The sequence below is a fragment of the Myxococcus sp. AM010 genome (assembly GCF_013372585.1).
In the GTDB taxonomy this organism is placed as follows: Bacteria; Myxococcota; Myxococcia; order Myxococcales; family Myxococcaceae; genus Myxococcus; species Myxococcus vastator.
In genome coordinates this window covers 27,941-51,075 of sequence record NZ_JABXEO010000008.1, presented here as the reverse complement: position 1 = coordinate 51,075, position 23,135 = coordinate 27,941, and the positions used below count along the sequence as shown (strand labels likewise).

General features: G+C 71.2%; 4 protein-coding genes (1 of these 4 cut by a window edge). All 4 read left to right on the top strand.

What is annotated here, in order from left to right:
- Tightly spaced (each overlapping or abutting the next), the 4 genes in view from HV826_RS06750 to HV826_RS06735 form a layout consistent with a single transcriptional unit that may run on beyond the window.
- Window positions 1-104: the 3' portion of a type I polyketide synthase gene (locus HV826_RS06750; protein ID WP_176416179.1), read on the top strand. The gene continues 6,355 nt to the left of window position 1, outside the view; only the last 104 of its 6,459 coding nucleotides appear in the window; its start codon lies off the left edge, out of view; the stop codon is at window positions 102-104.
- On the top strand, window positions 101-9,247 hold the full coding sequence (locus HV826_RS06745; protein WP_176416178.1) for a non-ribosomal peptide synthetase: 9,147 nt from the start codon (window positions 101-103) through the stop codon (window positions 9,245-9,247). The genes HV826_RS06750 and HV826_RS06745 overlap by 4 nt, the downstream gene beginning before the upstream one ends.
- On the top strand, window positions 9,244-22,674 hold the full coding sequence (locus HV826_RS06740; RefSeq protein ID WP_176416177.1) for a non-ribosomal peptide synthetase: 13,431 nt from the start codon (window positions 9,244-9,246) through the stop codon (window positions 22,672-22,674). Before HV826_RS06745 ends, HV826_RS06740 begins: the two co-directional genes overlap by 4 nt.
- Window positions 22,671-23,135 carry a DUF2269 domain-containing protein gene (locus HV826_RS06735; protein WP_176416176.1) on the top strand — a complete coding sequence of 155 codons (465 nt, stop codon included), beginning with the start codon at window positions 22,671-22,673 and terminating at the stop codon, window positions 23,133-23,135. Before HV826_RS06740 ends, HV826_RS06735 begins: the two co-directional genes overlap by 4 nt.

Genomic DNA, 23,135 nt, shown 5'->3' with positions numbered 1-23,135 from the left:
CCGAAATCGAGCAGCAGGTGAACAGCATGTCGGAGAGCGAGCTGGACACGATCCTCCAGGCGATGCTCGCCGCGCAGACGGCGCAGGAGAGGGAGACGGCATGAGCACCCCGGCTGACAACATGAAGGGCCTCTCGCTCGAGGCGAAGCGCAAGCTGCTCGCCGAGCTCATGGCGAAGTCCGGGAAGGCGGCTCCCCGCCTCTCCCCGCTCGCGTCCGGACAGAAGGCGCTGTGGCTCCTGCACCAGCAGGACCCGGAGAGCGCGGCCTACAACACGCCCTTCGCGCTGCGCATCCGCTCGCGAATCGACGTGGCCTCGCTCAAGCGCGCGTTCGGAATGCTGGCCGAGCGCCACGCGTCCCTGCGCACCACGTTCTCGTCCACCGCGGAAGGCCAGCTCGTCCAGACGTGCCACCCGGCGCTCGAGCCGAGCTTCACCCATGTAGACGCGCAAGGCTGGAGCCCCGAGCAGCTCCAGGCCGAGGTGGCCCGCGCCTACCGTCAGCCGTTCTCCCTGGAGCGGGGCCCGCTGCTCCGTTGCAACCTCTTCTCCCTGGGTGCCGAGGACCACGTCCTCCTGATGACCGTCCACCACATCGTCTACGACGGGTGGTCCGCGGGCATCCTCCAGCAGGAGTTCAACCAGCTCTATCAGGCCATCGCGCGCGGCGAGCAGCCGTCCCTGCCGCCCGTCTCGGGCAGCTACGCCGCCTTCGTCGCGCAGCAGGCGGAGACGGTGTCGGGTGCCGCGGGGCGCGCCCATTGGGACTACTGGCAGAGGAAGCTCGCCGGTGAGCTTCCCATCCTGGCGCTGCCCGCCGACCGGAGCCGGGCCGCGATCGCCGCGAACCGGAGCGGCGCGAGCCCCTTCCGCCTCTCCGCGGAGCTGACGGCCCGCATCAAGGCGCTCGCGCAGAGCGCCGAGGCCACGCCCTTCGTCGTGCTCGTGTCCGCCTATGCCGCCCTGCTGGGGCGCCTGGCGCGGCAGGAGGACATCTTGATTGGCTCGCCCACGGCGGGCCGGCCCGGCTCGGCCTTCCACGACGTGGTGGGCTACTTCGCCAACGCGGTGGCGCTGCGCGCGGACCTCTCCGGTGCGCCCTCCACCCGGACGTTGCTGGGCCGGATGCGCACCGTCGTCCATGAGGCGCTCGCCCACCAGGACCTCCCCTTCGCGTCGCTCGTGGAGCGGCTGGGCATCGAGCGCCGTCCGGGCGTGTCTCCCCTCTTCCAAGCGTCCATCGTCCACCACGCGTCGCGCGAGGGCGGCGGCGGTATGGCGCTGTGGGCCTCGCCTGACGAGGACGCCCGCGTCTATTGGGGCAACCTGGAGCTGGAGCCCTTCCCCATCAGCGATCAGGAATCGCAGTTCGACCTCACGCTGGAGCTGTGGGAGACGCGGGGCGCCTTCTCCGGCGTGCTGCGCTTCAACCGCGCCCTCTTCAACGACGACACCGTCGCCCTGTGGCGCGGCTACTTCGAGAAGCTGGTCGAGGAGATGGTCCGCGCGCCGGACGCGCCAGTCGCCCGGCTGTCCCTGGCGGTCAAGGCCCCGGCCCCCGTATACGAGGCTCGCGTTGAAAGCGCCCCGGCCGTCACCGCCGCGCGGACGCTCGCGGGTTGGTTCGAGGCCCAGGCCGAGCGCAGCCCGAACGCCACCGCGCTGACGTTCGGCGAGACGCACCTCAGCTACGCCGAGCTCAACGCCCGGGCGAACGTCCTGGCGCACGCGCTGCGCGACCACGGCGTGGGCCCCGAGTCCCTGGTGGGCATCTGCGTCGATCGCGGCGCGGAGCTGGTCGTCTCCATTCTTGGCGTGCTCAAGGCCGGCGGCGCCTATGTGCCGCTGGACCCCGCCAGCCCGAAGGACCGGCTCGCGTTGATTCTGGAGGACGCGGAGGTCGCAGCGCTGGTGACCGAGTCCAGCCGCACCGGTGACCTCCCCACGCAGCGTGTGTCCACCGTCTTCGTGGACGCGCTCGACTGGCAGGGCGGCCGGCGTGCGCCGAACCCCGAGCCGGCCATCACGCCGGAGAGCGCCGCCTACGTCATCTACACGTCCGGTTCGACGGGGCGCCCCAAGGGCGTCATCGTCACCCACGCCAACGCCACCCGCTTGTTCACCACGTCGGAGCCGCTCTATGGCTTCGGGCCGGATGACGTCTGGACGCTGTTCCACTCCGCGGCGTTCGACTTCTCCGTCTGGGAGCTGTGGGGGCCGCTGCTGTACGGCGGGCGCCTGGTCGTCGTGCCCCACTGGATGACGCGCGCGCCCGAGGCCTTCGGTGAGCTGATTGCGCGTGAAGGCGTGACGGTCCTCAACCAGACGCCGTCCGCGTTCCGTGCGCTGACGCGCGCGCCGTCCATCGCGGATGGCAAGGGCGGCCGAAGCCTCAAGTGGATCATCTTCGGCGGCGAGGCGCTGGACGCTGCGACCGTCCGCCCATGGTTCGACCGGTATGGCGACGCCGACACGCAGCTCATCAACATGTACGGCATCACCGAGACCACGGTGCATGTCACGTACTACCGGGTGACCGAGGCCGACCTCACCTCCGCCGCGAGCCCCATCGGGCGCCCGCTCCCGGACCTCGAGCTGCACCTGCTCGACGAGCACGGTCAGCCCGTGCCGGCTGGCGTCCCGGGAGAGATGTACGTCGGCGGCGCTGGCGTCGCGCGCGGCTACCTGAAGCGTCCCGAGCTCACCGCGCAGCGCTTCATCGAAGACCCGTCCTCGCCGGGCAAGCGGCTCTACCGCTCGGGCGACCTCGCCATCCGCCTCCCGGATGGCGGCTTCACGTACCTGGGGCGCATCGACGACCAGGTGAAGATTCGCGGGTTCCGCATCGAGCTGGGTGAAATCCAGTCGGTGCTCGCCACGCACCCGGCGGTCGCGGATGCCTACGTCACCACGCATGAGCGCAGCGCGGACGACCGGCGCATCGCCGCCTACGTCGTGCCCAGGGAGAACGCCGCTCAGACGCTCCTGTCCTCGGATGCGGACGGCGGCGTCGGTGACACGCACGTGGGCGAGTGGAAGGCGCTCTACGACGACCTCTATGCGCGCTCGGCCAGCGAGCCGCAGCTGGACCCCCGCTTCAACATCGCGGGCTGGGACAGCAGCTACACTGGCGCGCCGCTCAGCGCGGAGGCGATGAAGGAGTGGGTCGACCACACGGTCCACCAGCTTCTCGTGCGGGCGCCCCGCCGCGTGTTCGAGATTGGCTGCGGCACGGGGCTGCTCCTCACGCGGATCGCGCCGTCCACGGAGGCGTACTGGGCCACCGACGTCTCGGGGGTCGTCGTCGACATGCTCCGGGGCGTCACGGCGAAGTCGGCCGGGCTGGAGCACGCGAAGCTCTTCCACTGCGCGGCGGACCAACTGGACAGCATCGACTTCGGCGACATGCGCTTCGACGCGGTGATGCTGAACTCGGTGGTCCAGTACTTCCCGAGCGCGGAGTACCTCGCCCAGGCCCTGGAGAAGGCCGCACAGCGGCTGGACACGGGCGGCGTCATCTTCGTCGGTGACGTGCGGAACTTCCGCCTGCTCGAGGCGTTCCACGCGTCCATCGTCCTGGCGCAGGCGTCTGGCACGCTCGAACCGCAGGTGCTCAAGGACCGCGTGGCGCAGCGCATGGCGGCGGAAGAGGAGCTGGTGCTCGCCCCGGACTTCTTCTGGGCCCTGAAGCAGCGCATCCCCCGCCTCACCCACGTGGAGATTCGCCCGAAGCGGGGCGCGTGCCTGAACGAGCTGACGCGCTTCCGCTACGACGTGCTCATCCACCTGGACACCCCGCCGAGCGCCGCAGCCGACGTGGCCTGGGGCCCGGGCAACGTGAGCCTGCCCGAGCTCCGCGCCCGGCTGGCCCAGGACGGCACGCGACGCGTCGGCCTGCGCGGCATCCGGAACGCGCGCGTCGAGGCTTCCTTGGACGCGCTGGCGAGCGTGACGGATGGAGCGTCCGCGCGGCCCGGTTCCTTCGAGAAGCTCCGCCGGCGTGTGCTGGACCGCGATGCCACGACGCCCGCGAGCGACCCGGAGCCTGGCATCGACCCCGAGTCACTCCACCAGCTCGCGGAGGCCCTGTCCCTCGACGTCGCCCTGGACTGGTCGCGCGGCGGCGTGGACGGTTCCTTCGACGCGGTCTTCACCCCGGCCGCGAAGGCGACGCGGGGGCCCGTGGCCCTCTTCGGAAGCGCACCGGAAGTCGTCGCGGGGGCGCGCCGCGCCAATGACCCGCTCCGGAGCCGGGTGGACCGCCGCCTGGAGAGCGAGCTGCGCAAGCGGACGCAAGCGCATCTCCCCGAGTACATGGTGCCCGCGAGCATCATGGTCGTCGACCGGATTCCGCTGACCGAAAACGGCAAGGTCGACCGGCGCGCCCTGCCCCTCCCGTCCGTCTCACAGGGACTGGAGACGGCCTATGTCGAGCCGCGCGACGGCGAGGAGGAGATCCTGGCCAGCATCTTCGCCGAGCTGCTCGGCGCGGAGCGTGTGGGCGTACATGACAGCTTCTTCGACCTCGGCGGCCATTCGCTGCTGGCCACGCAGGTCGTGTCCCGCATTCGCGCCGTGCTGGGGGTGGAGGTTCCCCTGCGCACGTTCTTCGCGGGTCCCACCGTCGCGGGGCTCGTGGCGGCCGTCCAACAGCAGCGCCAGCGTCCCGGAGCGGCCGCGGTCGACTTCACCGGACCCATGGAGCGCCCGGAGCGCATCCCGCTGTCCTCCTCCCAGGAGCGGCTGTGGATCGTGGACCGCATCGAGGAGACGCGGGCTCCCATCTACGTCATCCCGCTGGTGCTCCGGCTCCGCGGACCCCTCCACCACGAGGCCCTGCGGCAGAGCCTGGACGCCATCGTCCAGCGGCACGAGGTGCTCCGCACCTGCTTCCCGGCGGAGGGCGCGCAGCCCTTCCAGGCCATCTCCACGAACGTCACGGTCGAGCTTCCGCCTGCTGAGGAGCTGGTCCGCCCGGCCGGAGCCTCGGAGGCGGAGCTGCTCAAGCTCATCCAGGTCCAGGCGGGCCTGGAGGTCTCCCGGCCGTTCGACCTCGAGCGAGGTCCGCTGCTCCGGATGCGCCTCTTCCGCATCTCGGAGGTGGAACATGTGCTGGTCCTGACCATGCACCACGTCGTCTCCGACGGCTGGTCCGTGGGCATCCTCGCGCGTGAGCTCGCGGCCGGTTACAACGCGCTGCGCTCGCAGCGTGAGCTGGCCTTGCCGCCGCTCCAGGTCCAGTACGCGGACTTCGCGCTGTGGCAGCGGCAGCTCCTGCGGGACGGTGCGCTCGCGGAGTCCATTGAGGCGCACAAGCAGCGCCTGGCGGGGGCGCCCACGTCGCTCAACCTCCCCAGCGACCGGCCCCGGCCGGAGACGCCGACGTACCGCGGCGGCGTGGTCCGCTTCGACGTGGACCGCTCCCTCACGGCGCGCCTGAAGGAGCTGAGCCGCCGGGAAGGCGCCACGCTGTACATGACGCTGCTGACGGCCTTCACCGCCTACCTGTCGCGGCTGAGCGGCCAGAAGGACCTCATCATCGGCTCGCCGGTGGCGAACCGGAATCGCGCGGCGACGGAGCCGCTGATTGGCTTCTTCGTCAACACGCTCGCGCTCCGGATGGACCTGGCCGGCGACCCCAGCTTCCTGGAGTTGCTGGCGCGCGTCCGGCGCACGGCCCTGGACGCCTACGCGGACCAGGACGTGCCCTTCGAGAAGCTGGTGGAGGTGGTCGCGCCCGAGCGCAGCCTCAGCCGGCAGCCCCTGGTCCAGGTGATGTTCGCGCTCCAGAACGCGCCGTTCTCACCGCCCGCGCTGGACGGGCTCGACGTGCAGCTGCTCGACCTGGACAGCGTCACCGCCAAGTTCGACCTGACGCTGTCCATGCAGGAGTCCACGGATGGCCTCGCCGGCCTGCTCGAGTTCAGCACGGACCTGTTCGACCGTGAGCGCATCGAGCGGATGGCCGAGCACCTCGTCGTCATGCTCCGCGAAGCGGTGCAGGCGCCGGAGCGCCGGGTGCCCGAGTTCGCGCTGCTGGGTGCGAGCGAAGCCAGCCTGGTGGCGAAGTGGGAACACGGCCCCAGCGCCCCTCCCGCGCCCGGCTCGGTGGTGGAGCTGTTCCAGGCGCAGGTCGCGCGAGCACCGGAGGCCATTGCCCTGGAGCATCGCGACGTCCGCCTGAGCTACGGCGAGCTCGACCGGCGCGCCACGCGCCTCGCCCGGCACCTCGTTTCGCTGGGCTTCGGCCGGGAGAAGCGGGCCGCCATCTGCCTGCCGAAGTCGGTGGACTTCATCACCTGCATCCTGGGCGTGTGGAAGGCCGGCGGCGCATACGTGCCGCTCGACCCGGAGTACCCCCAGGCGCGCCTGGGCCACATGCTGGAAGACTCGGGCGCGGAGGTGCTGCTCACGGAGCGCGCCCTGGGCGAGCGGCCGGGCTTCCGGGGCCAGACGCTGTGGATGGACGAGCCCCTGCCGGAGCACGCCGCGCCGTCCACCCTGCCGTTCCCCGACGCGAGTTCGGCCGCCTACGTCATCTACACCTCGGGTTCCACCGGGAAGCCGAAGGGCGCGGTGCTGGAGCACCGGGGCGTGGCGAACCTCGCCGTGGCCTCGGTCCCGCGCTTCGGGCTCGGACCGGACAGCCGGCTGCTCCAGGCGGCGTCGCTGTCCTTCGACGTGTCCGTCTGGGACATCGTGATGGCGTTCGCCAGCGGCGCCCGGCTGGTGCTGCCCACCGATGAGACCGCGCGCGTGGGCGAGGCCCTGGCCACGGTGCTCACGGAGAAGCACATCACCCAGGTGGTGCTGTCACCCTCCGCGCTCGCGACGCTGCCGGACGGGGCCTATCCCGACCTCCGCGTGCTCGTCACGGCCGGAGAAGCGCTCCCCTCGGAGCTGGTGAAGAAGTGGGTGACGGGCACCCGGCGCTTCGTCAACGCATATGGCCCGACGGAGACAACCGTCATCGCGACGGTCGCCGAGCTCAAGCAGGGCGACACGGGCGTTCCGCCCATCGGCCGGCCCCTGCCGGGGCTCGTGGCGCGCATCCTCGATGCCGACAAACGGCGGGTCCCCATCGGCGTTCCGGGCGAGCTGTACGTGGGCGGCGTGGCGCTCGCGCGTGGGTACCACGGGCTCGACGAGCTCACCCGAACGCGCTTCATCCCGGACCCCTACTCCGACGCGCCGAATGCCCGCCTCTACCGCACCGGCGACCTCACGCGCTGGGGCGCCGACGGCAGCATCGACTTCCTGGGCCGCATCGACGACCAGGTGAAGCTGCGCGGCTACCGCATCGAGCTGGGTGAGGTGGAGGCCGTCGTCGACAGTCACCCCGCGGTTCAGCGGTCGGTCATCGTGGTCCACCAGGGGCAGCTCGCGGCCTACGCCGTGGGCCGTCCGGGCGCGTCGCTGACGATTCAGTCCCTGCGCGACCACGCCATGGGCCAGCTTCCGAACTACATGGTGCCGGCGCACTTCGTCGTGCTGGAGTCCTTCCCGCTGACGCCCAGCGGGAAGGTGGACCGCAAGAAGCTGCCGGACCCCGTGCAGGCCCAGGCACCCGCCGCCTTCGCCGATGCGCGGACGCGGGAGGAGCAGGTCCTGTCCGGCATCTGGGCCACCGTCTTGAAGAAGGAGTCCGTGGGCATCCACGACAACTTCTTCGCGCTGGGCGGTGACTCCATCCTCGGGCTGCAGATCATCTCCCGCGCCACCCAGCAGGGCCTCCGGCTGCGTCCGCGCCAGCTGTTCGAGCACCAGACCATCGCCGAGCTGGCGCGCGTGGCCTCCAGCACCCAGGTGGTCAACGCCGAGCAGGGGCGCGTGACGGGCAGCGCGCCCCTCACCCCCATCCAGCGCTGGTTCTTCGACCAGGACCGCGCCGGGCCGCAGCACTTCAACATGGCGGTGATGCTCGACGTGGAGCCAGGAATCGACCTGGCCGCGCTTCGCGGCGCGCTCGATGCGGTGGAGCGCCACCACGACGCGCTCCGCTTCCGCTACCGCAAGGTCGGTGACGGCTGGACGCAGTTCCATGCGGAGGAGGAAGCGCAGACCGGCATTCCCCTGGACACGCTGGACGTGGAAGGGAGCGAGCACGTGGAAGAGGCGCTCGCCGATCTCCACGAGTCCCTGGACCTGGAGCAGGGCCCGCTCATGCGCGCCGCCCTGCTGCGGCTGGGCGGGGACTCCGCGCGGCTCGCGCTGGTGGCCCACCACCTCGTCGTGGATGCCGTGTCGTGGGGCATCATCATCGAGGACCTGTTGACGGCGTACAGCCAGCTGTCGAATGGCCAGGAGGTCGGCCTCCCGCCGAAGACGACGTCCTTCCAGCACTGGGCGAAGCGGCTCGAAGCGTATGCGGCGACGCAGAACGCCCGGGCCGAGCTCGACGCGTGGCTCGCCACGGCGCAGCGGGACGACTCGCAGGACCTGCCGTTGAACGACCCACACGCCCCGGACACGGTCAGCGACGCGGGCACGCTCGTGTCGTGGCTGGAAGCGGAGGAGACCCAGCTGCTGCTGAGCGAGGTCCCGACGGCGTATGACGTCAAGGTCAACGAGGCCCTGATTGCCGCGCTCGCCCGGACGCTCACGGGCTGGTCCGGCAACAGCACCGTCCGAATCGACCTGGAAGGCCACGGACGCGAGTTCCTGTTCGAGGACGTGGACCTGAGCCGCACGGTGGGCTGGTTCACCGCGCTCTTCCCGCTCCGCCTGCACGTGGGCGCCCGGGAAGGGGTGCGTGAGACGCTGGCCCGCGCGAAGGACGCGCTGCGCCGGACGCCTCGTGGCGGCCTTGGCTACGGCGTGCTCCGTGCGCTGTCGCCGGATGCTTCGATTCGTTCGAGGCTCGGCGCGATTCCGAACGCAGGCATCGTCTTCAACTACCTGGGACAGATGGGCGCCGTGCCGACGCAAGGCGTGGTGCGAGGCCGCGCCAGGGAGGGCCTGGGCCAGCTACACGCGCCGAGCGCCGCCCGGCCCCACCGCATCGAGCTCAACGCCGTGGTCGAAGCGGGCCAGCGGCTCCGCCTCGACTGGACCTTCGGCGCCAAGGTCTTCCACAAGGAGACCATTGAGCGGCTGAACGCGGAGTTCCACGCCAACGTGCGGGCGATGATTCGCGAGCGCGCGGAGCCCGCCGCGGCGGTCCGGGTGGCGTCCGACTTCCCGGCGGCGCGTCTGAGCGCCAAGGACTTGAAGCGCGTGCTCACGCTGACCAAGAAGCCGCGATGAGCCAGGTGGATGGTGAGGGGCAGGACAGCGCCATGACGTCAGAAGAGTCGATTGAAGACATCTACGAGCTCGCCCCCATGCAGCACGGCATGCTCTTCCACGCGCTGATGGAGCCCGGCGCGGGCATGTACGTGGAGCAACTGAGCTGCGAGGTCCGGGGGGACCTGCCCATCGACCGCTGGAAGGAGGCCTGGCAGCACGTCCTCGCCCGGCACCCCATCCTGCGCTCGGGCTTCCTCTGGGAGGGGCTGGAGAAGCCGCTCCAGGTCGTCGCGGTGGAGGCCGAGGTCCCCTGGCGCGTCGAGGACATCCGACACGTGCCAGCGGACGCGCGGCAGCGGTGGGTTGACGACTTCCTGCGCGAGGACCGGCTCCAGGGTTTCGACCTGGGCACCCCGCCCCTGATTCGCTGTGCCCTCATCCGGCTCGACGACGCGCGCCACCTGTTCGTGTGGACGTACCACCACCTGCTCCTGGACGGCTGGTGCTTCTCCATCGTCCTCCGCGAGGTGCTCGGCGCTTTCGAGGAGGGCGTCGCGTCGCTGCCGCCAGCCGCGCGCCCCTACCGCGACTACATCGCCTGGCTCCAGGAGCAGGACCCCGCCCGCGCGGAGTCCTTCTGGCGCGAAAGGCTGCGGGGCTTCAAGCAACCCACGCCCCTGCCGTTCACCGAGCGGCAGGACGTCAGCGGACCCGCGGGCGATACGCAGCCGGAGGTCACCCGGCTGCTGTCGCCAGGGTTGACCGCGCGGCTCACGGGCTTCGCGAAGGGCCACCGGCTGACGCTCAACACGCTCGTTCAAGGCGCGTGGGCGCTCGTGCTGGCGAGGGCGACAGGCACGGACGACGTCATCTTCGGCGTGACGGTCTCCGGACGCCCCGCCGACCTGGCTGGTTCTGAGTCCATCGTCGGGCTCTTCATCAACACCCTGCCCCTGCGAGCGCGGCTGGACGGCACGGCGCCCGTCGCCGCCTTCATGGCGGGGCTTCAGGCCCAACAGGGCGCGGTCGAGCCGTATAGCTACTCCTCGCTGGCGGACATCCAGCACTGGTCGGACGCGCCGAAGGACCGGCCGCTCTTCGAGAGCATCCTGGTGTTCGAGAACTATCCGCTCGACGCCTCGACGCTCCTGCCTCGCAGCGGCCTCACCATCAGCTCCGTCAACACGCACGACCGCATCAGCTACCCGCTGGCGCTGGTCGCCATCCCGGGTGAGTCGCTGGAGCTGCGCGTCATGTACGCGGCGGACGCGTTCTCCCGGCCCATGGCCGAGCGCATCACGCGGTTGCTGGAAGCCGCGCTCGAAGCGCTGCCGGGCGCGAAGACGGTCGGCGATATCGACCTGATGGAAGAGGCCACCCAGCGCGTGCTGGCGGAGTGGGGGCAGAACCCCCGCGCGTTCGATGTCACCGCCCCTGTGACGACGCTGCTGGAGCGGGCCGCGCCCGACGCGACGGCCGTGGTGGGCCCCGACGGACAGTCCCTCAGCTACCGCGAGCTCGACCGTCGCGCCGAGCGCGTGGCGCGGCACCTGCGCCAACTGGGCGCCGGACGGGAGCGCATCGTCGGCGTGTGCATTGGCAGGTCCGTGGAGTTGGTGGTGGCCCTGCTGGGCGTGCTCAAGGCGGGAGCGGCCTACCTGCCCCTGGACCCCAACTACCCCGCCGAGCGGCTCGCCTACATCGTGGGCGATGCGGCCCCGGTCGCCATCCTCAACACGGGCGCGGACCCCGTTGAGGACACGCGCGTTCCCCGGCTCGACGTCTCCCGAGTCCTGATGGAGACAGTCACGCCCGACGCCCCCGCGAAGGAGCCGGCGCGCCTGGATGACCTGGCCTACGTCATCTACACCTCGGGTTCTACCGGCGCGCCCAAGGGCGTCCTGGTCACACATCGGAACCTGATGAACCTGGTCTCCTGGCACACGGAGGCCTTCGGGCTCACGGCGAAGGACCGGACGACTCAGGTCGCCAGCACCGCGTTTGACGCCGCCGTCTGGGAAATCTGGCCGACGCTCGCGGCGGGCGCCACGCTGCACCTCGTCCCGCCCGAGCTCTCCAGCGCGCCCGCCGACCTGGCGAACTGGCTGGTGGCTCAGCAGATCTCCATCAGCTTCCTCCCGACGGTGGTCGCCGAGGCCGTGCTGGCCTTGTCGTGGCCCTCGCCGTGCGCGCTGCGCTTCGTGCTCACGGGTGGCGACCGGCTCCACGCCACACCGCCCGCGGGGCTCCCCTTCCAGCTCGTCAACAATTACGGCCCGACCGAGACGACGGTGGTGGCGACGTCCGGAACCGTCGCTCCGGATGGCGGACAAGGGCTGCCCTCCATTGGGCGGCCGGTGGCCAATGCCCGCATCTACATCCTCGACCGCCAGCGGCGTCCCGTCCTTCCGGGCGTCGTCGGAGAGCTGTACATCGGCGGCGCGGGCGTCACCCGGGGCTACCTGAACCGGCCGGACCTGAACGCGGAGCGCTTCGTCGCCGACCCGTTCGCGGGCGTGCCTGAAGCGCGCATGTACGCGAGCGGCGACTTCGCCCGGTTCCTTCCGGGCGGAACCATCGCGTTCCACGGCCGCGCGGACCGTCAGGTCCAGATTCGCGGCGTGCGGGTGGAGCCTGGCGAAATCGAGGCCGCGCTGGCGGCCCACCCCGGGGTCACCGCCGCGGCCGTGGTGAGCGAGGCGCAGCGGCAGAACGGCGACGTTCGCCTGATTGCGTTCGTGGCCAGCGACCGTGTGCCCCAGCCCGACGCGGCCGAGCTCACGCACCATCTGGCGTCGAAGCTCCCCGCCGCCATGCTTCCCAGCCGAGTCATCGTCATCGACCGGCTTCCGCTCACGCCCAACGGGAAGGTCGACGCCGCGGCGCTCGAAGCGCGTGCGCTGGAGGCCCAGCCGCAAGTGGCCTCGGCCGCGCCCCGCACGCCCCATGAGGAGATTCTCGCCGGCATCTGGAGCGCGGTGCTCGGCCAGGAGCGAGTGGGCATCCACGATGACTTCTTCGACCTTGGGGGCCATTCGCTGAAGGCGACCCAGGTCATCGCGCGCACCCGCGAGGCCTTCGGCGTCGACATTCCCGTCCGAGCCATCTTCGAGCGCCGGACCATCGCGCAGCTCGCGGAGACGCTCTCGGGACAGGGCGCGGCGCTCGAGCCCATCTCGCGTGTGGAGCTGTCGGAAGACACGCCCGTCGCGCCGGGCCAGGAGAGCCTGTGGTTCATCGACGCGCTCGGAGGGGACCGCGCGGCGTACAACGTCCCGCTGGTGCTCCGGCTCCAGGGGACGCTCGACAGCAGCGCGCTCGCGAGGACGCTCCAGCTCCTGGTTGAACGCCACGAGGCGCTCCGGAGCACCTTCCATGACCGTGGAGGCATGCCCGTCCTGCGAGTCCAGGCGACCGCCGCCTCCGTGCTCGTGAGCGAGGACATCGCCCCCGACCTCCTCGACGCACGCATCGCCGAGGAGGTCGCCGCGCCCTTCTCGCTCACGGAGGGGCCGCTCTTCCGGGCGCGTCATTTTCAGCTCGCGCCCGACAGCCACGTCCTGGTCCTCAACCAGCACCACATCATCGCCGACGCCTGGTCCGTCGGGGTCCTGCTGCGCGAGCTCTGCGTCGTGTATGCCGCGCTCGTGAGCGGCACGGAGCCGGCCCTGCCCGCGTTGCCCGTTCGCTACGCGGACTGGGCCGCCTGGCAGCGGCGGCGGCTGGAGTCCGGACGGCTGGACGGGAGCGTTGCCTTCTGGCGTGAAGCCTTGAAGGACGCCCCGCCCGTCCTCCCGCTCCCCACCGACCGTCCGCGCTCCGAACGGCAGCGGTTCCATGGGAAGACCCATGCCTTCGTGCTCGAAGCGCCGCTGGGCCAGCGGCTCGAGGCGATCTCCCGGAGCGCGGGGGCCTCGCTGTTCATGACCCTCCTTGGCGCCTTCGCCGCGTACCTCGGGCGCATCAGTGGCCAGGAGGACGTGGTGATTGGCTCGCCTGTCGCCAACCGCGACCGGCACGAGACGGAGGGAGTGGTCGGGTACTTCCTCAACACGCTCGCGCTCCGCGTCGACCTGTCGGGAGACCCGACGTTCTCCGAGCTGCTGCTGCGCGTCCGGAAGGCGGCGCTCGACGCCTATGCGCATCAGGACGTGCCCTTCGAGAAGCTGGTGGCCGCGCTGGAGCTGCCGCGCGGACTGGCGCACAACCCGCTGTTCCAGGTGATGTTCGTCCTCCAGGGCCAGAGCGGTGGCGAGCTCCAGCTCCCGGGTGTCCGCGCCGAGCTTCAAGCGCCGGAGAGCGCGACGTCGAAGTTCGACCTCACCTTCTTCGTGGAGCCGCGCGAGGGCGCGCTCGCCTGCAGCATCGAGTACGACACGGACCTCTTCGACGCGGACCGGATTGACCGGATGGCCGCGCACCTCGGCCGGCTGCTTCAGGCCATCGCCGAGGAGCCCGAGCTTCACACCTCCGAGCTCCCGCTCCTGTCCCACGAGGAGCGGCGCCTGTACGCCGACCTCAACCGCACCGAGCGCAGGTACACCGGTCGCACCCTCCCCGAGCTGTTCGAGCGGCAGGCCCAGAAGACGCCGGACGTGGTCGCGCTGGAGCACCGGGGCGAGACACGGACCTACCGGCAGCTCCAGGAGGCCGCGGAAGCCCTGGCCGACCGGTTGGGCGCACTGGGCGTGGGCCCGGGGGTCCGGGTCTCCATCTGTCTGGACCGCTCCGTGAATGCGCAGGTCGCCCTCCTCGCGGTCCTCAAGGCCGGCGGCGCCTATGTGCCGCTCGACCCGACGTACCCGCCTGAGCGCCTTCGCTACATGCTGGAGGACGCCAGGCCGCGCGTGCTCCTCACGGAGAAGAAGTACAGCGGGCTGCTCCCGTCCCAGGGCCTGACGCAGGTCCTGCTGGATGACACGGCGGCGCCTGCCGCGAAGACGCCGCGGCCCCGGGTGGAGCCGCAGCAACTGGCCTACGTCCTCTACACGTCGGGCTCGACGGGCAAGCCCAAGGGCGTGGCCATGCCGCACCGGGCCCTGGTCAACCTCATCGAGTGGCAGACCGAACAGGCCCGCCCTCTGCGCACGCTCCAGTTCGCGCCGCTCAACTTCGACGTGTCGTTCCAGGAGACCTTCTCCACCTGGTGCTCGGGTGGCACGTTGGTCCTCATCGACGAAGGCACGCGACGCGACCCGGACGCCCTGGCCGAGTTCCTCGAAGCGGCGCGCGTCCAGCGCCTCTTCCTGCCGGCCGTGGCGCTCCACCATCTGGCACAGGCCGCGCTGCGCACCGAGCACCGCGTGCCGGGACTCGCGGAGGTCATCACCGCGGGAGACCAGCTCCGCATCACCGACCCCATCCGCCGCTGGTTCCAGGAAGGTGGCAAGCGCCTTCACAACCACTACGGCCCCACCGAGTCGCATGTGGTGACGGCGCACGAGCTGGAGGGCGACCCGCGGCACTGGCCCGGGCTGCCGTCCATCGGGCGCCCCATCGCCAACGCCGCGGTCCACGTGCTCGACGCGAACCAGCGTCCCGTTCCGGTGGGTGTCCCCGGAGAGCTCTATCTGGCGGGCGCGTGCCTCGCGGACGGATACCTGTCCCAGCCGGACCTCACCGCAGAGCGGTTCGTCGACCTGCCGCTGTCTCCCCCTGTGCGGGCGTACCGTACGGGCGACCTCGGCCGGCTGACGGTGGAGGGGACCCTCGAGTTCCTCGGCCGCGCCGACGACCAGGTGAAGCTTCGCGGCTTCCGCGTGGAGCCCGGCGAGATTGAGCGTGCCCTGTGTGCCCACCCCGACGTCCGCGACGCGGCGGTCATCGTCGACGGTGAGGGCTCGCGCGAGAAGCGGCTCGTGGCCTACGTCGTCCCGGAGACGGTGCGGCTGGCCGAGCTGCCCGGCTTCCTCGCCAGGGACCTGCCCGAGTACATGGTCCCCGCGCTGTTCGTGCCGCTGCCCGAGCTGCCCCGCACGCCCAGTGGCAAGGTCGCGCGTCGCGCGCTCCCCGCCCCCGTCGCGCTGGCGGAGGCCGAGACCACCTCCGAGCCGCCCCGCACGCCCACGGAAGCGGCCGTCGCGCGGGCCTTCGAGCAGGTCCTGGGCCGCGGTGCTGTCGGACGCGACCAGGACTTCTTCCAGTTGGGGGGGCACTCGTTGCTCGCGATGCAGGTCGTCGCGCGGATTCGCGGCGAAGTGGACGCCGCGTTCCGCGTCACCGACCTCTTCGAGAATCCCACCATCGCCGCCTTGAGCCGGGTGCTCGATGGGCGCCGGGGAAGTCAGACGCTGACGCTCGCCCGGATTGAACCGGCGCCCAAGGGCGCGGCGATTCCGCTGTCATTCTCCCAGGAGCGGCTCTGGTTCCTGGATCAGCTCTACCCCGGCACCGCGGCCTACAACCTGCCCATGGCGTTGCGGTTGACGGGCACGTTGGACGTCAGCGCCTTCCAGGAGAGCCTGTCCGACATCGTCCGGCGGCACCCGGTGCTCGGGATGCGCTTCGTCGAACGGGATGGCGGCGTGTGGCAGGAGCCGCGAGCGAACCAGGACGTTCCTTTCGAGCAGGTCACCCTGGGAGAGACGTCCCCCGAGGCGCTTCGCCTGCTCATCGAGGAGGAGGCCGCGCGGCCGTTCGACCTGACGAATGGCCCGCTGTTCCGCGCGAAGCTGTTCCGGCTCGACGAGGCGGCACACGTCGTCGTCGCGGTGATGCATCACACCGTCGGTGATGGCTGGTCCATCAGCGTGCTCGTGCGAGAGCTCTCCCAGCGCTATGCCGGGCGTGTCTCCGGCCAGCCGGTGACGCTGCCCGAGCTCCCCGTCGACTACCTGGACTTCGCATACCAGCAGCGGCGGCACCTCCAAGGCGAGGTGCTGGAGCAGCGGCTCGAGCACTGGCGGAAGAGGCTCCATGGCGCGCCGTCGGCGCTGGACCTGCCCATGGACCGGCCTCGGCCACCTCGGACGAGCATGCGCGGCGCCACCGAGCGCATCACCCTGGGCAAGGGGCTGAGCGATGCCATCGAGGCCCTGAGCCTGCGCACGGGAGGGACCAGCTTCATGGTCCTCATGGGAGGCTTCGCGGCCTACCTGGCGCGCATCACCGGGCAGGAGGACATCGTCATCGGCACGCCCGTGGCCAACCGGGACCACGCGGAGCTGGAGTCCCTGATTGGGTTCTTCGTTGGGACGCTGCCGCTGCGCATCGACCTGTCCGCCAACCCGACCTTCGAGGCGCTCATCGCGCGCGTCCGGGCCTCCGCGCTGGAGGCCTACGCGTACCAGGACGTGCCCCTGGAGAAGATTGTCGAGGCCCTTGGGGTCGAGCGGAACCTGAGCCACGCCCCGCTGTTCCAGGTGATGTTGATGCTGCAGAACACCCCGGAGGGCCACCTGAGCCTTCCGGGGCTGGCGCTGGAGCCCATCGACCTGGAGATTCAGAGCGCGAAGTTCGACCTCACCTTGAGCTTTGAGCCCACGCGCGAGGGCCTGGCCGGCGTCATCGAGTACAGCACGGACCTCTTCGACGCGGACCGCATCGAGCGGATGGTCGCGCACCTCCAGGTGCTCTTCGCGGACGCGGTGGCGCATCCGGAGAAGCGGCTGTCGGAGCTCGCGCTGCTCCCCGAGCAGGAGCGCGGCGTCGTCGCCGCGTTCACCCAGGGACGCGTGGTGGCGCCCACGCGGCACGTCCCGGCCCACCGGCTCGTGGAGGAGCACGCGGGGCGGACGCCGGAGGCCATCGCGCTCGAGCTGGGTCAGGAGACGCTCACGTATGGCGAGCTGAACCGCCGGGCCAACCGCGCCGCGCACCAGCTCATCGCGATGGGCGCCGGCCCGGAGAAGCTGGTGGCCCTGGCCGTGCCCCGGTCGTTCGAGATGATCATCGGCCTGCTCGCCATCTGGAAGGCGGGGGCGGCCTACGTCCCGCTCGACCTCGCGTACCCGAAGGAGCGGCTGGACGGCATCCTGGAGGACTCGGGCGCCGCGCTCCTGGTGAGCACCCATGCGGCGGAGCAGCGGTGGCGAGCGCCGCGGGCGCGGACGCTCTGGCTGGACGCGCCCGCGGACGCCGCGCCCACCGGCAACCCCGACAGTGGCGTTCGCATGGAGAACGCCGCCTACGTCATCTACACCTCGGGCTCCACGGGCAGGCCCAAGGGCGTGATTCTGGAGCACCGGGGCCTGGCGAACGTCATCGAGATGCAGCGGCACGAGCTGGGCGCCGACGCGAGCTGCGTCATGCTGCAGTTCTCCTCCATCTCCTTCGACGTCTCGGTCTGGGAGATCGTCATGGCCCTGACCAACGGGGGCCGGCTCGTGGTGGCCCCCGCGGACACGCTGCTCGCGGGCGACGAGCTGGCCAACGTGCTGCTGGCTCACGGCGTCACGCACATGGTGCTGCCTCCGACGTCGTATGCGGCGCTCCCCACCGACCGTGAGTACCCCGCGCTTCGCATGCTGACGTCCGCGGGAGAGGCCCTTCCACCCGAAGTCGTACACACGTGGGCGCGGCCCGGCGTCCAGTTCGTCAACGCCTATGGCCCCACCGAGGTGTCCATCATCAGCACGCTCGGCCACTGCCGGCAGGATGACCCGGGTGCTCCGCCCATCGGGCGCCCCGCCCTCAACCTGGAGGGGTACGTCCTCGACCGTCACGGCGCGCTGCTGCCCATTGGCGTCCCGGGCGAGCTGCACATTGGAGGCGTCGGTGTCGCCCGCGGTTACCTGAACCGTGAGGAGCTCACGCGCGAGAAGTTCATCCCGCACCCGTTCAAGCCCGAGGCGCGGCTGTACCGGAGCGGAGACCTGGTCCGCTGGCGCAAGGATGGCAACCTCGAGTACCTCGGGCGCATCGACCACCAGGTCAAGCTCCGTGGCTATCGCATCGAGCTGGGTGAAATCGAAGCGGTGCTCGCCACCTTTCCCGGCGTGGCGAAGGCCGTGGCCACCGTACATTCCGCGGGCGCACAGGGGGGCGTGAAGGCCCTCGTCGCCTACGTCGTCTCGGCCCAGCCCGTGGAGGCGCACGCGCTGCGTGAGTACGCCCGGAGGAAGCTCCCGGAGTTCATGGTGCCCGCGGAGTTCATCCACCTGGAAGAGCTGCCGTTGTCGTCCAGCGGCAAGGTGGACAAGCGCCGTCTGCCGCCGCCCCGCTTCGAGGCGTCCGCGAGCGAGACGCGCTTCGTGCCCCCGCGTACGCCCACCGAGCAGACGCTCGCCGCGCTGTGGGAGTCACTCCTGGAGCGCCGTCCAATTGGCGCGGAGGACCACTTCTTCGACCTGGGTGGGCACTCGCTGCTGGCCGCGCAGGTCATGAGCCGCGTGCGGAGGACGTTCGGCGTCGACGTGCCCCTCTCCGCCATCTTCGAGCAGCCGACGCTGGCGGCGCTGGCGGCGCTGATTGCCTCCAAGGAGGCCGCGCCACGGCTCCCGCCGCTGGTCCGGCTGACGAGCCCTGGGGACCGGCCCCTTTCGTTCGCGCAGGAGCGGCTGCGCTTCCTCGCGGAGCTCGAAGGACAGAGCGCGGCCTACAACATCCCCATCGCGTTCACACTGCGGGGCTCGCTGGACGAGGCCGCGCTGCGACGGAGCCTCCAGCGCGTGCTGCAGCGCCACGAGGTCCTCAGGACGAGCTTCCCACTCGTCGACGGTCTCCCGGTGGCCCGGGTGGCCGACGCGGTGCTCACGCTGACGTCAGAGGACCTCCGCCACGCCGGCGCGGCGAGCCTCGACCAGCGGCTGGCCGAGGAGTCCGCACGGCCCTTCGCGCTGGACGTGGGCCCCGTGGTGCGCGTGCATCTGTTCAAGCGCGCGGACGACGAACACGTGCTCCTGGTGGCCATGCACCACATCGTGTCCGACGGCTGGTCCTTCGGCGTGATGATGCGTGAGTTCACGGCGCTCTACGCCGCGGAGGTCCGGGGCGAGCCCCTGGCGCTCCCGGCCCTCCCCATCCAGTACACGGACTACGCGGCGTGGCAGCGGAGCTGGCTCGACGGCGAGGCCCGGGAGCAGCAGCTCGGCCATTGGCGCAAGGCGCTCGCCGGTGCGCCCGCAGTGCTGGACCTGCCCACCGACAGACCCCGGCCCGCGGTCCGGAGTCACCGGGGCGCCACCGAGCCGCTGGCGTTGGCTCCCGACGCGGCCCAGGCGCTCACCTCGCTCTGCCGCGAGCAGGGGGTGACGGCCTACATGGCGTTGCTCGCCGCCTTCGGCGCCTACCTGGGCCGGGTGAGCGGGCAGGACGACGTGGTCATCGGCTCGCCGTTCGCGGGGCGCCGCGTCGCGGAGACGGAGCCGCTCATCGGGTTCTTCGTGAACTCGCTGCCCCTGCGCATCGACCTGGGCGGCGAGCCCACGTTCCTCGAGCTCCTCCAGCGCGTCCGCCGCCAGGTGCTCGATGCCCATGAGCACCAGGACGTCCCCTTCGAGAAGCTGGTCGAGGTGCTCAAGCCGGAGCGCGTGCTCGGAACCAGTCCGCTCTTCCAGGTGATGCTCGCGTACCAGCAGACGCACACCGCGCAGATGGCGCTGCCGGGCCTGGAGGTCACGCCGGTGGCCATCCCGAGCGGCGCCGCCAAGTTCGACCTCACCCTGACGCTGTCGGAGACGTCCCAGGGGTTCGAAGGCGTGCTGGAGTACGATTGCGACCTCTTCGACACCTGGCGCGTCCAGGCGATGGTGCGCCAGCTCACGGGCTTCATCGCGCGGCTGGCCGCCGAGCCACGGTCGAAGGTCGTGGACGTCGACCTGCTGGGCGCCGAGGAGCGTGCCCGTCTCACGCCTCGCGCACCGGAGGCGACACCGCCCCTGCCCGCCGTGCACGAGGTCATCGCGGCCCAGGCGGCGAAGACGCCTGCGGCCATCGCCGTCGAGGCCGAGGACGGCGCCCTCACCTACGCGGCCCTGGAGGCTCACGCGAAGGCCGTGGCCCAGGCGCTGGTCCAGCGCGGCGTCACGCCGGGGGCGCTGGTGGCCCTCGCCGTGGAACGCTCCGTGGGGATGGTGGCGGGGCTGCTCGGCATCCTCAAGGCGGGCGCGGCCTACGTCCCGCTCGACCCGGCCTACCCCCGCGAGCGGCTGACGTTCATGCTCGAGGACAGCGGCGCGCGGGTGGTCCTCACGCAAGCGCACCTCACCTCGCGGTTCCCGGGGGCCGACGTGGTGGTGCTCGGGGACGACACCCAGGAGTCGTTCGAGCCACGGCGCGGCGCGCTCGCGTACTGCCTGTTCACCTCCGGGTCGACGGGGCAGCCCAAGGGCGTGCTGATTGAGCATTCCGCCCTGGCCCACCACATGGCGTGGATGAGCGACGCCATGCCGCTGGGCGCAGGCGACAGGGTGCTCCAGCGCACGTCGCTCAGCTTCGACGCCTCGGTCTGGGAGCTGTTCGCCCCGCTGATGGTGGGTGCCCGGCTGGTGCTGGCGCCGCACGGCCTTGGCGCGGACACGGAGCACCTGGCCCGCGTGCTGCGCGAGCGCGACGTCTCCGTGCTCCAACTCGTGCCCTCGCTGCTGACGGCGCTGGTGGAGGAGCCCGGCTTCGCGAACCTCCCGGCGCTCCGGCGCGTCTGCGTCGGCGGAGAGCCCCTGCCCTCCGCGACTGTCGCCACGCTCTTCAGCCGCTCGAAGGCGGAGGTGTGGAACCTCTACGGGCCGACGGAGGCGACCATCGACGCGCTGGCGCACCGGTGCCAGCCTGGACAGGTGGGCGCGCACGGCCCGACCGAGCCCATTGGCCTGCCCATCCACCGGATGGAAGCGCTCATCCTGGATGGAAGGCTTCGGCCCGTCCCGGAGGGTGTCCCCGGAGAGCTCTACCTCGCCGGGCCCGGCCTGGCGCGCGGCTACCTCAACCGCCCCGAGCTGACGCAGTCGCGCTTCATCGAACACGCCTTCCCCGGAGGCCCGACGCTGCGCATGTACAGGACGGGTGACGTGGTCCGCCGGCTGGCGGATGGCACGCTCCTGTTCGTGGGCCGCGCCGACCGGCAGGTGAAGCTGCGTGGGCATCGCATCGAGCTGGGCGAGGTCGAAGCCGCCGTTGCCCGGCACCCCGCGGTGCGTGAAGCCGTCGCGCTGGTGCGCGGCACGGGTGGGGACTCCCGGCTGGTGGCCTTCGTGGTGCCCCATGCGTCCGCGCGGCGCCCCGAGCCCACCGAGCTCCGGAGCTTCGCCGAGCAGCAGCTCACCGCGAGCATGGTGCCCGGGCAGTTCGTCCTCCTGGATGCGCTGCCGCTCGCGCCCAACGGGAAGGTGGACACGCGCGCGCTGAGCGCGCTGGAGCTCGCCGACGCGCGCGTCACCGCCCTGGAGGGCCTGCCGCGTGACGCCCTGGAGCTGGAGCTGGTCCGGCTCTTCGAGGAGGTGCTCGGCGTGCGCGCCGTGGGCATCCACGACAGCTTCTTCGACCTGGGCGGCCACTCGCTGCTGGCGCTCAAGATGAAGCTCGCGGTGGAGAAGCGCCTGGGCCGCCCGCTCCCGCTGGTGTCCCTGTTCAGGCACCCGACGCCCGCGCAGCTCACGGCGGTGCTCCGGACCGAGGACGCGGCCGTCTCTCCCCTGGTGCCGCTCACCCCGGAGGCCCACGCCTTCATGGCCGGCGCCACGGACTCGAACCGGACGCCGGTGCTCTACCTGGTGCCCGGTGGAGGCTCGACGCCGTTCTACCTGCTGTCCCTGGCCAGGCACCTGGAAGGCGTCGCCGTGTTCGGCCTCCAGCCCCAGGGCCTGGACGGCGAGGCGCCGCCGCATGAGACGGTGGAGGCCATCGCCGCGTGGTACGCGGACGCCATCCTGGCCATGCAGCCCCAAGGCCCCTACTGCGTCGGTGGCCACTCCATGGGCGGACACATCGCCTACGAGCTGGCCCAGGAGCTGAAGGCCCGCGGACGCGAGGTGGGCGTGGTCGCCATGCTGGATACCCTGGCGCCCTTCCCCGAAGTCACCCGGCCCCAGGGCGAGGGCTGGGACACGGCGCAGTGGATGCTCCACCTCGCCGGCATCATGGAGGCGTTCTTCAACGTGAAGATAGACCTCGTCCTGTCCGAGGTGCGGGCCATGAGCGAAGCCGAGCGGCTCCAGTTCTTCGTGGCACGGCTCCAGGCCGCGGCGGTCCTCCCCGAAGGCGCGCAGCCCGTCCACGTGCAGGGCATCCTCAACGTGGCGCGGGCCCATGACGCCCTGAACTACCAGCCCCGCCGTGGACAACCGGTGCCCCTGGCGGTGTTCCGCGCGGAGGACCGCAGTGGCCCCAGCACGGGGGCGCTCGACGCGCTCGTGCAAGACGGTACGCTCGGCTGGAGCCGGTTGACGCAGCAGGCCTGCTCGGCCTGGCCCGTCCCTGGCACACACCTGTCGCTGCTCCGCGACCCGCACGCGGCGGTGCTCGCCCAGCACCTGCTCGCGCTCATTCCCCGTCCGGCACCCGCCCCATGAACGTCCACAACCTCCTGAAGCTCCTGCACCTCATCGCCGTGGTGGTGTTCCTGGGCGACATCGTCGTGACGGCCGTGTGGCGGCTGCTCGCGGACAGGACACGCGAGCCCCGGGTGATTGCCTATGCCCTGCGGCTGGTGCAGTTCACCGACAAGTACCTGCTGGTGCCCAGCGTCTTCGCGCTCGCCGCCACCGGCATGCTGCGCGCGCACCTCCAGGGCATCCCCCTGTGGACGAGCCCGGCGCTCGCCGCGGGACAGGTCTGCTTCATGCTGTGCGGCATCGTCTGGAGCCAGACGCTGCGCCCCATCCAGGCGCGGCAGCTGGCCATGGCCGAGGCGCTCGGGGACGCCGGTGCCTCGTTCGACGACTACCTGCTGCTCACGAAGAAGTGGTTCCGCTGGGGCATCCTGGCCATGGCGCTCGCCTTCGGCTCCATGGCGCTGATGGTCCTCCACTGA

Coding starts and splice junctions, on each gene's coding strand:
- HV826_RS06735 (WP_176416176.1), top strand. CDS start 22,671: ATGAACGTCCACAACCTCCTGAAGCTCCTGCACCTCATCGCCGTGGTG.
- HV826_RS06740 (WP_176416177.1), top strand. CDS start 9,244: ATGAGCCAGGTGGATGGTGAGGGGCAGGACAGCGCCATGACGTCAGAA.
- HV826_RS06745 (WP_176416178.1), top strand. CDS start 101: ATGAGCACCCCGGCTGACAACATGAAGGGCCTCTCGCTCGAGGCGAAG.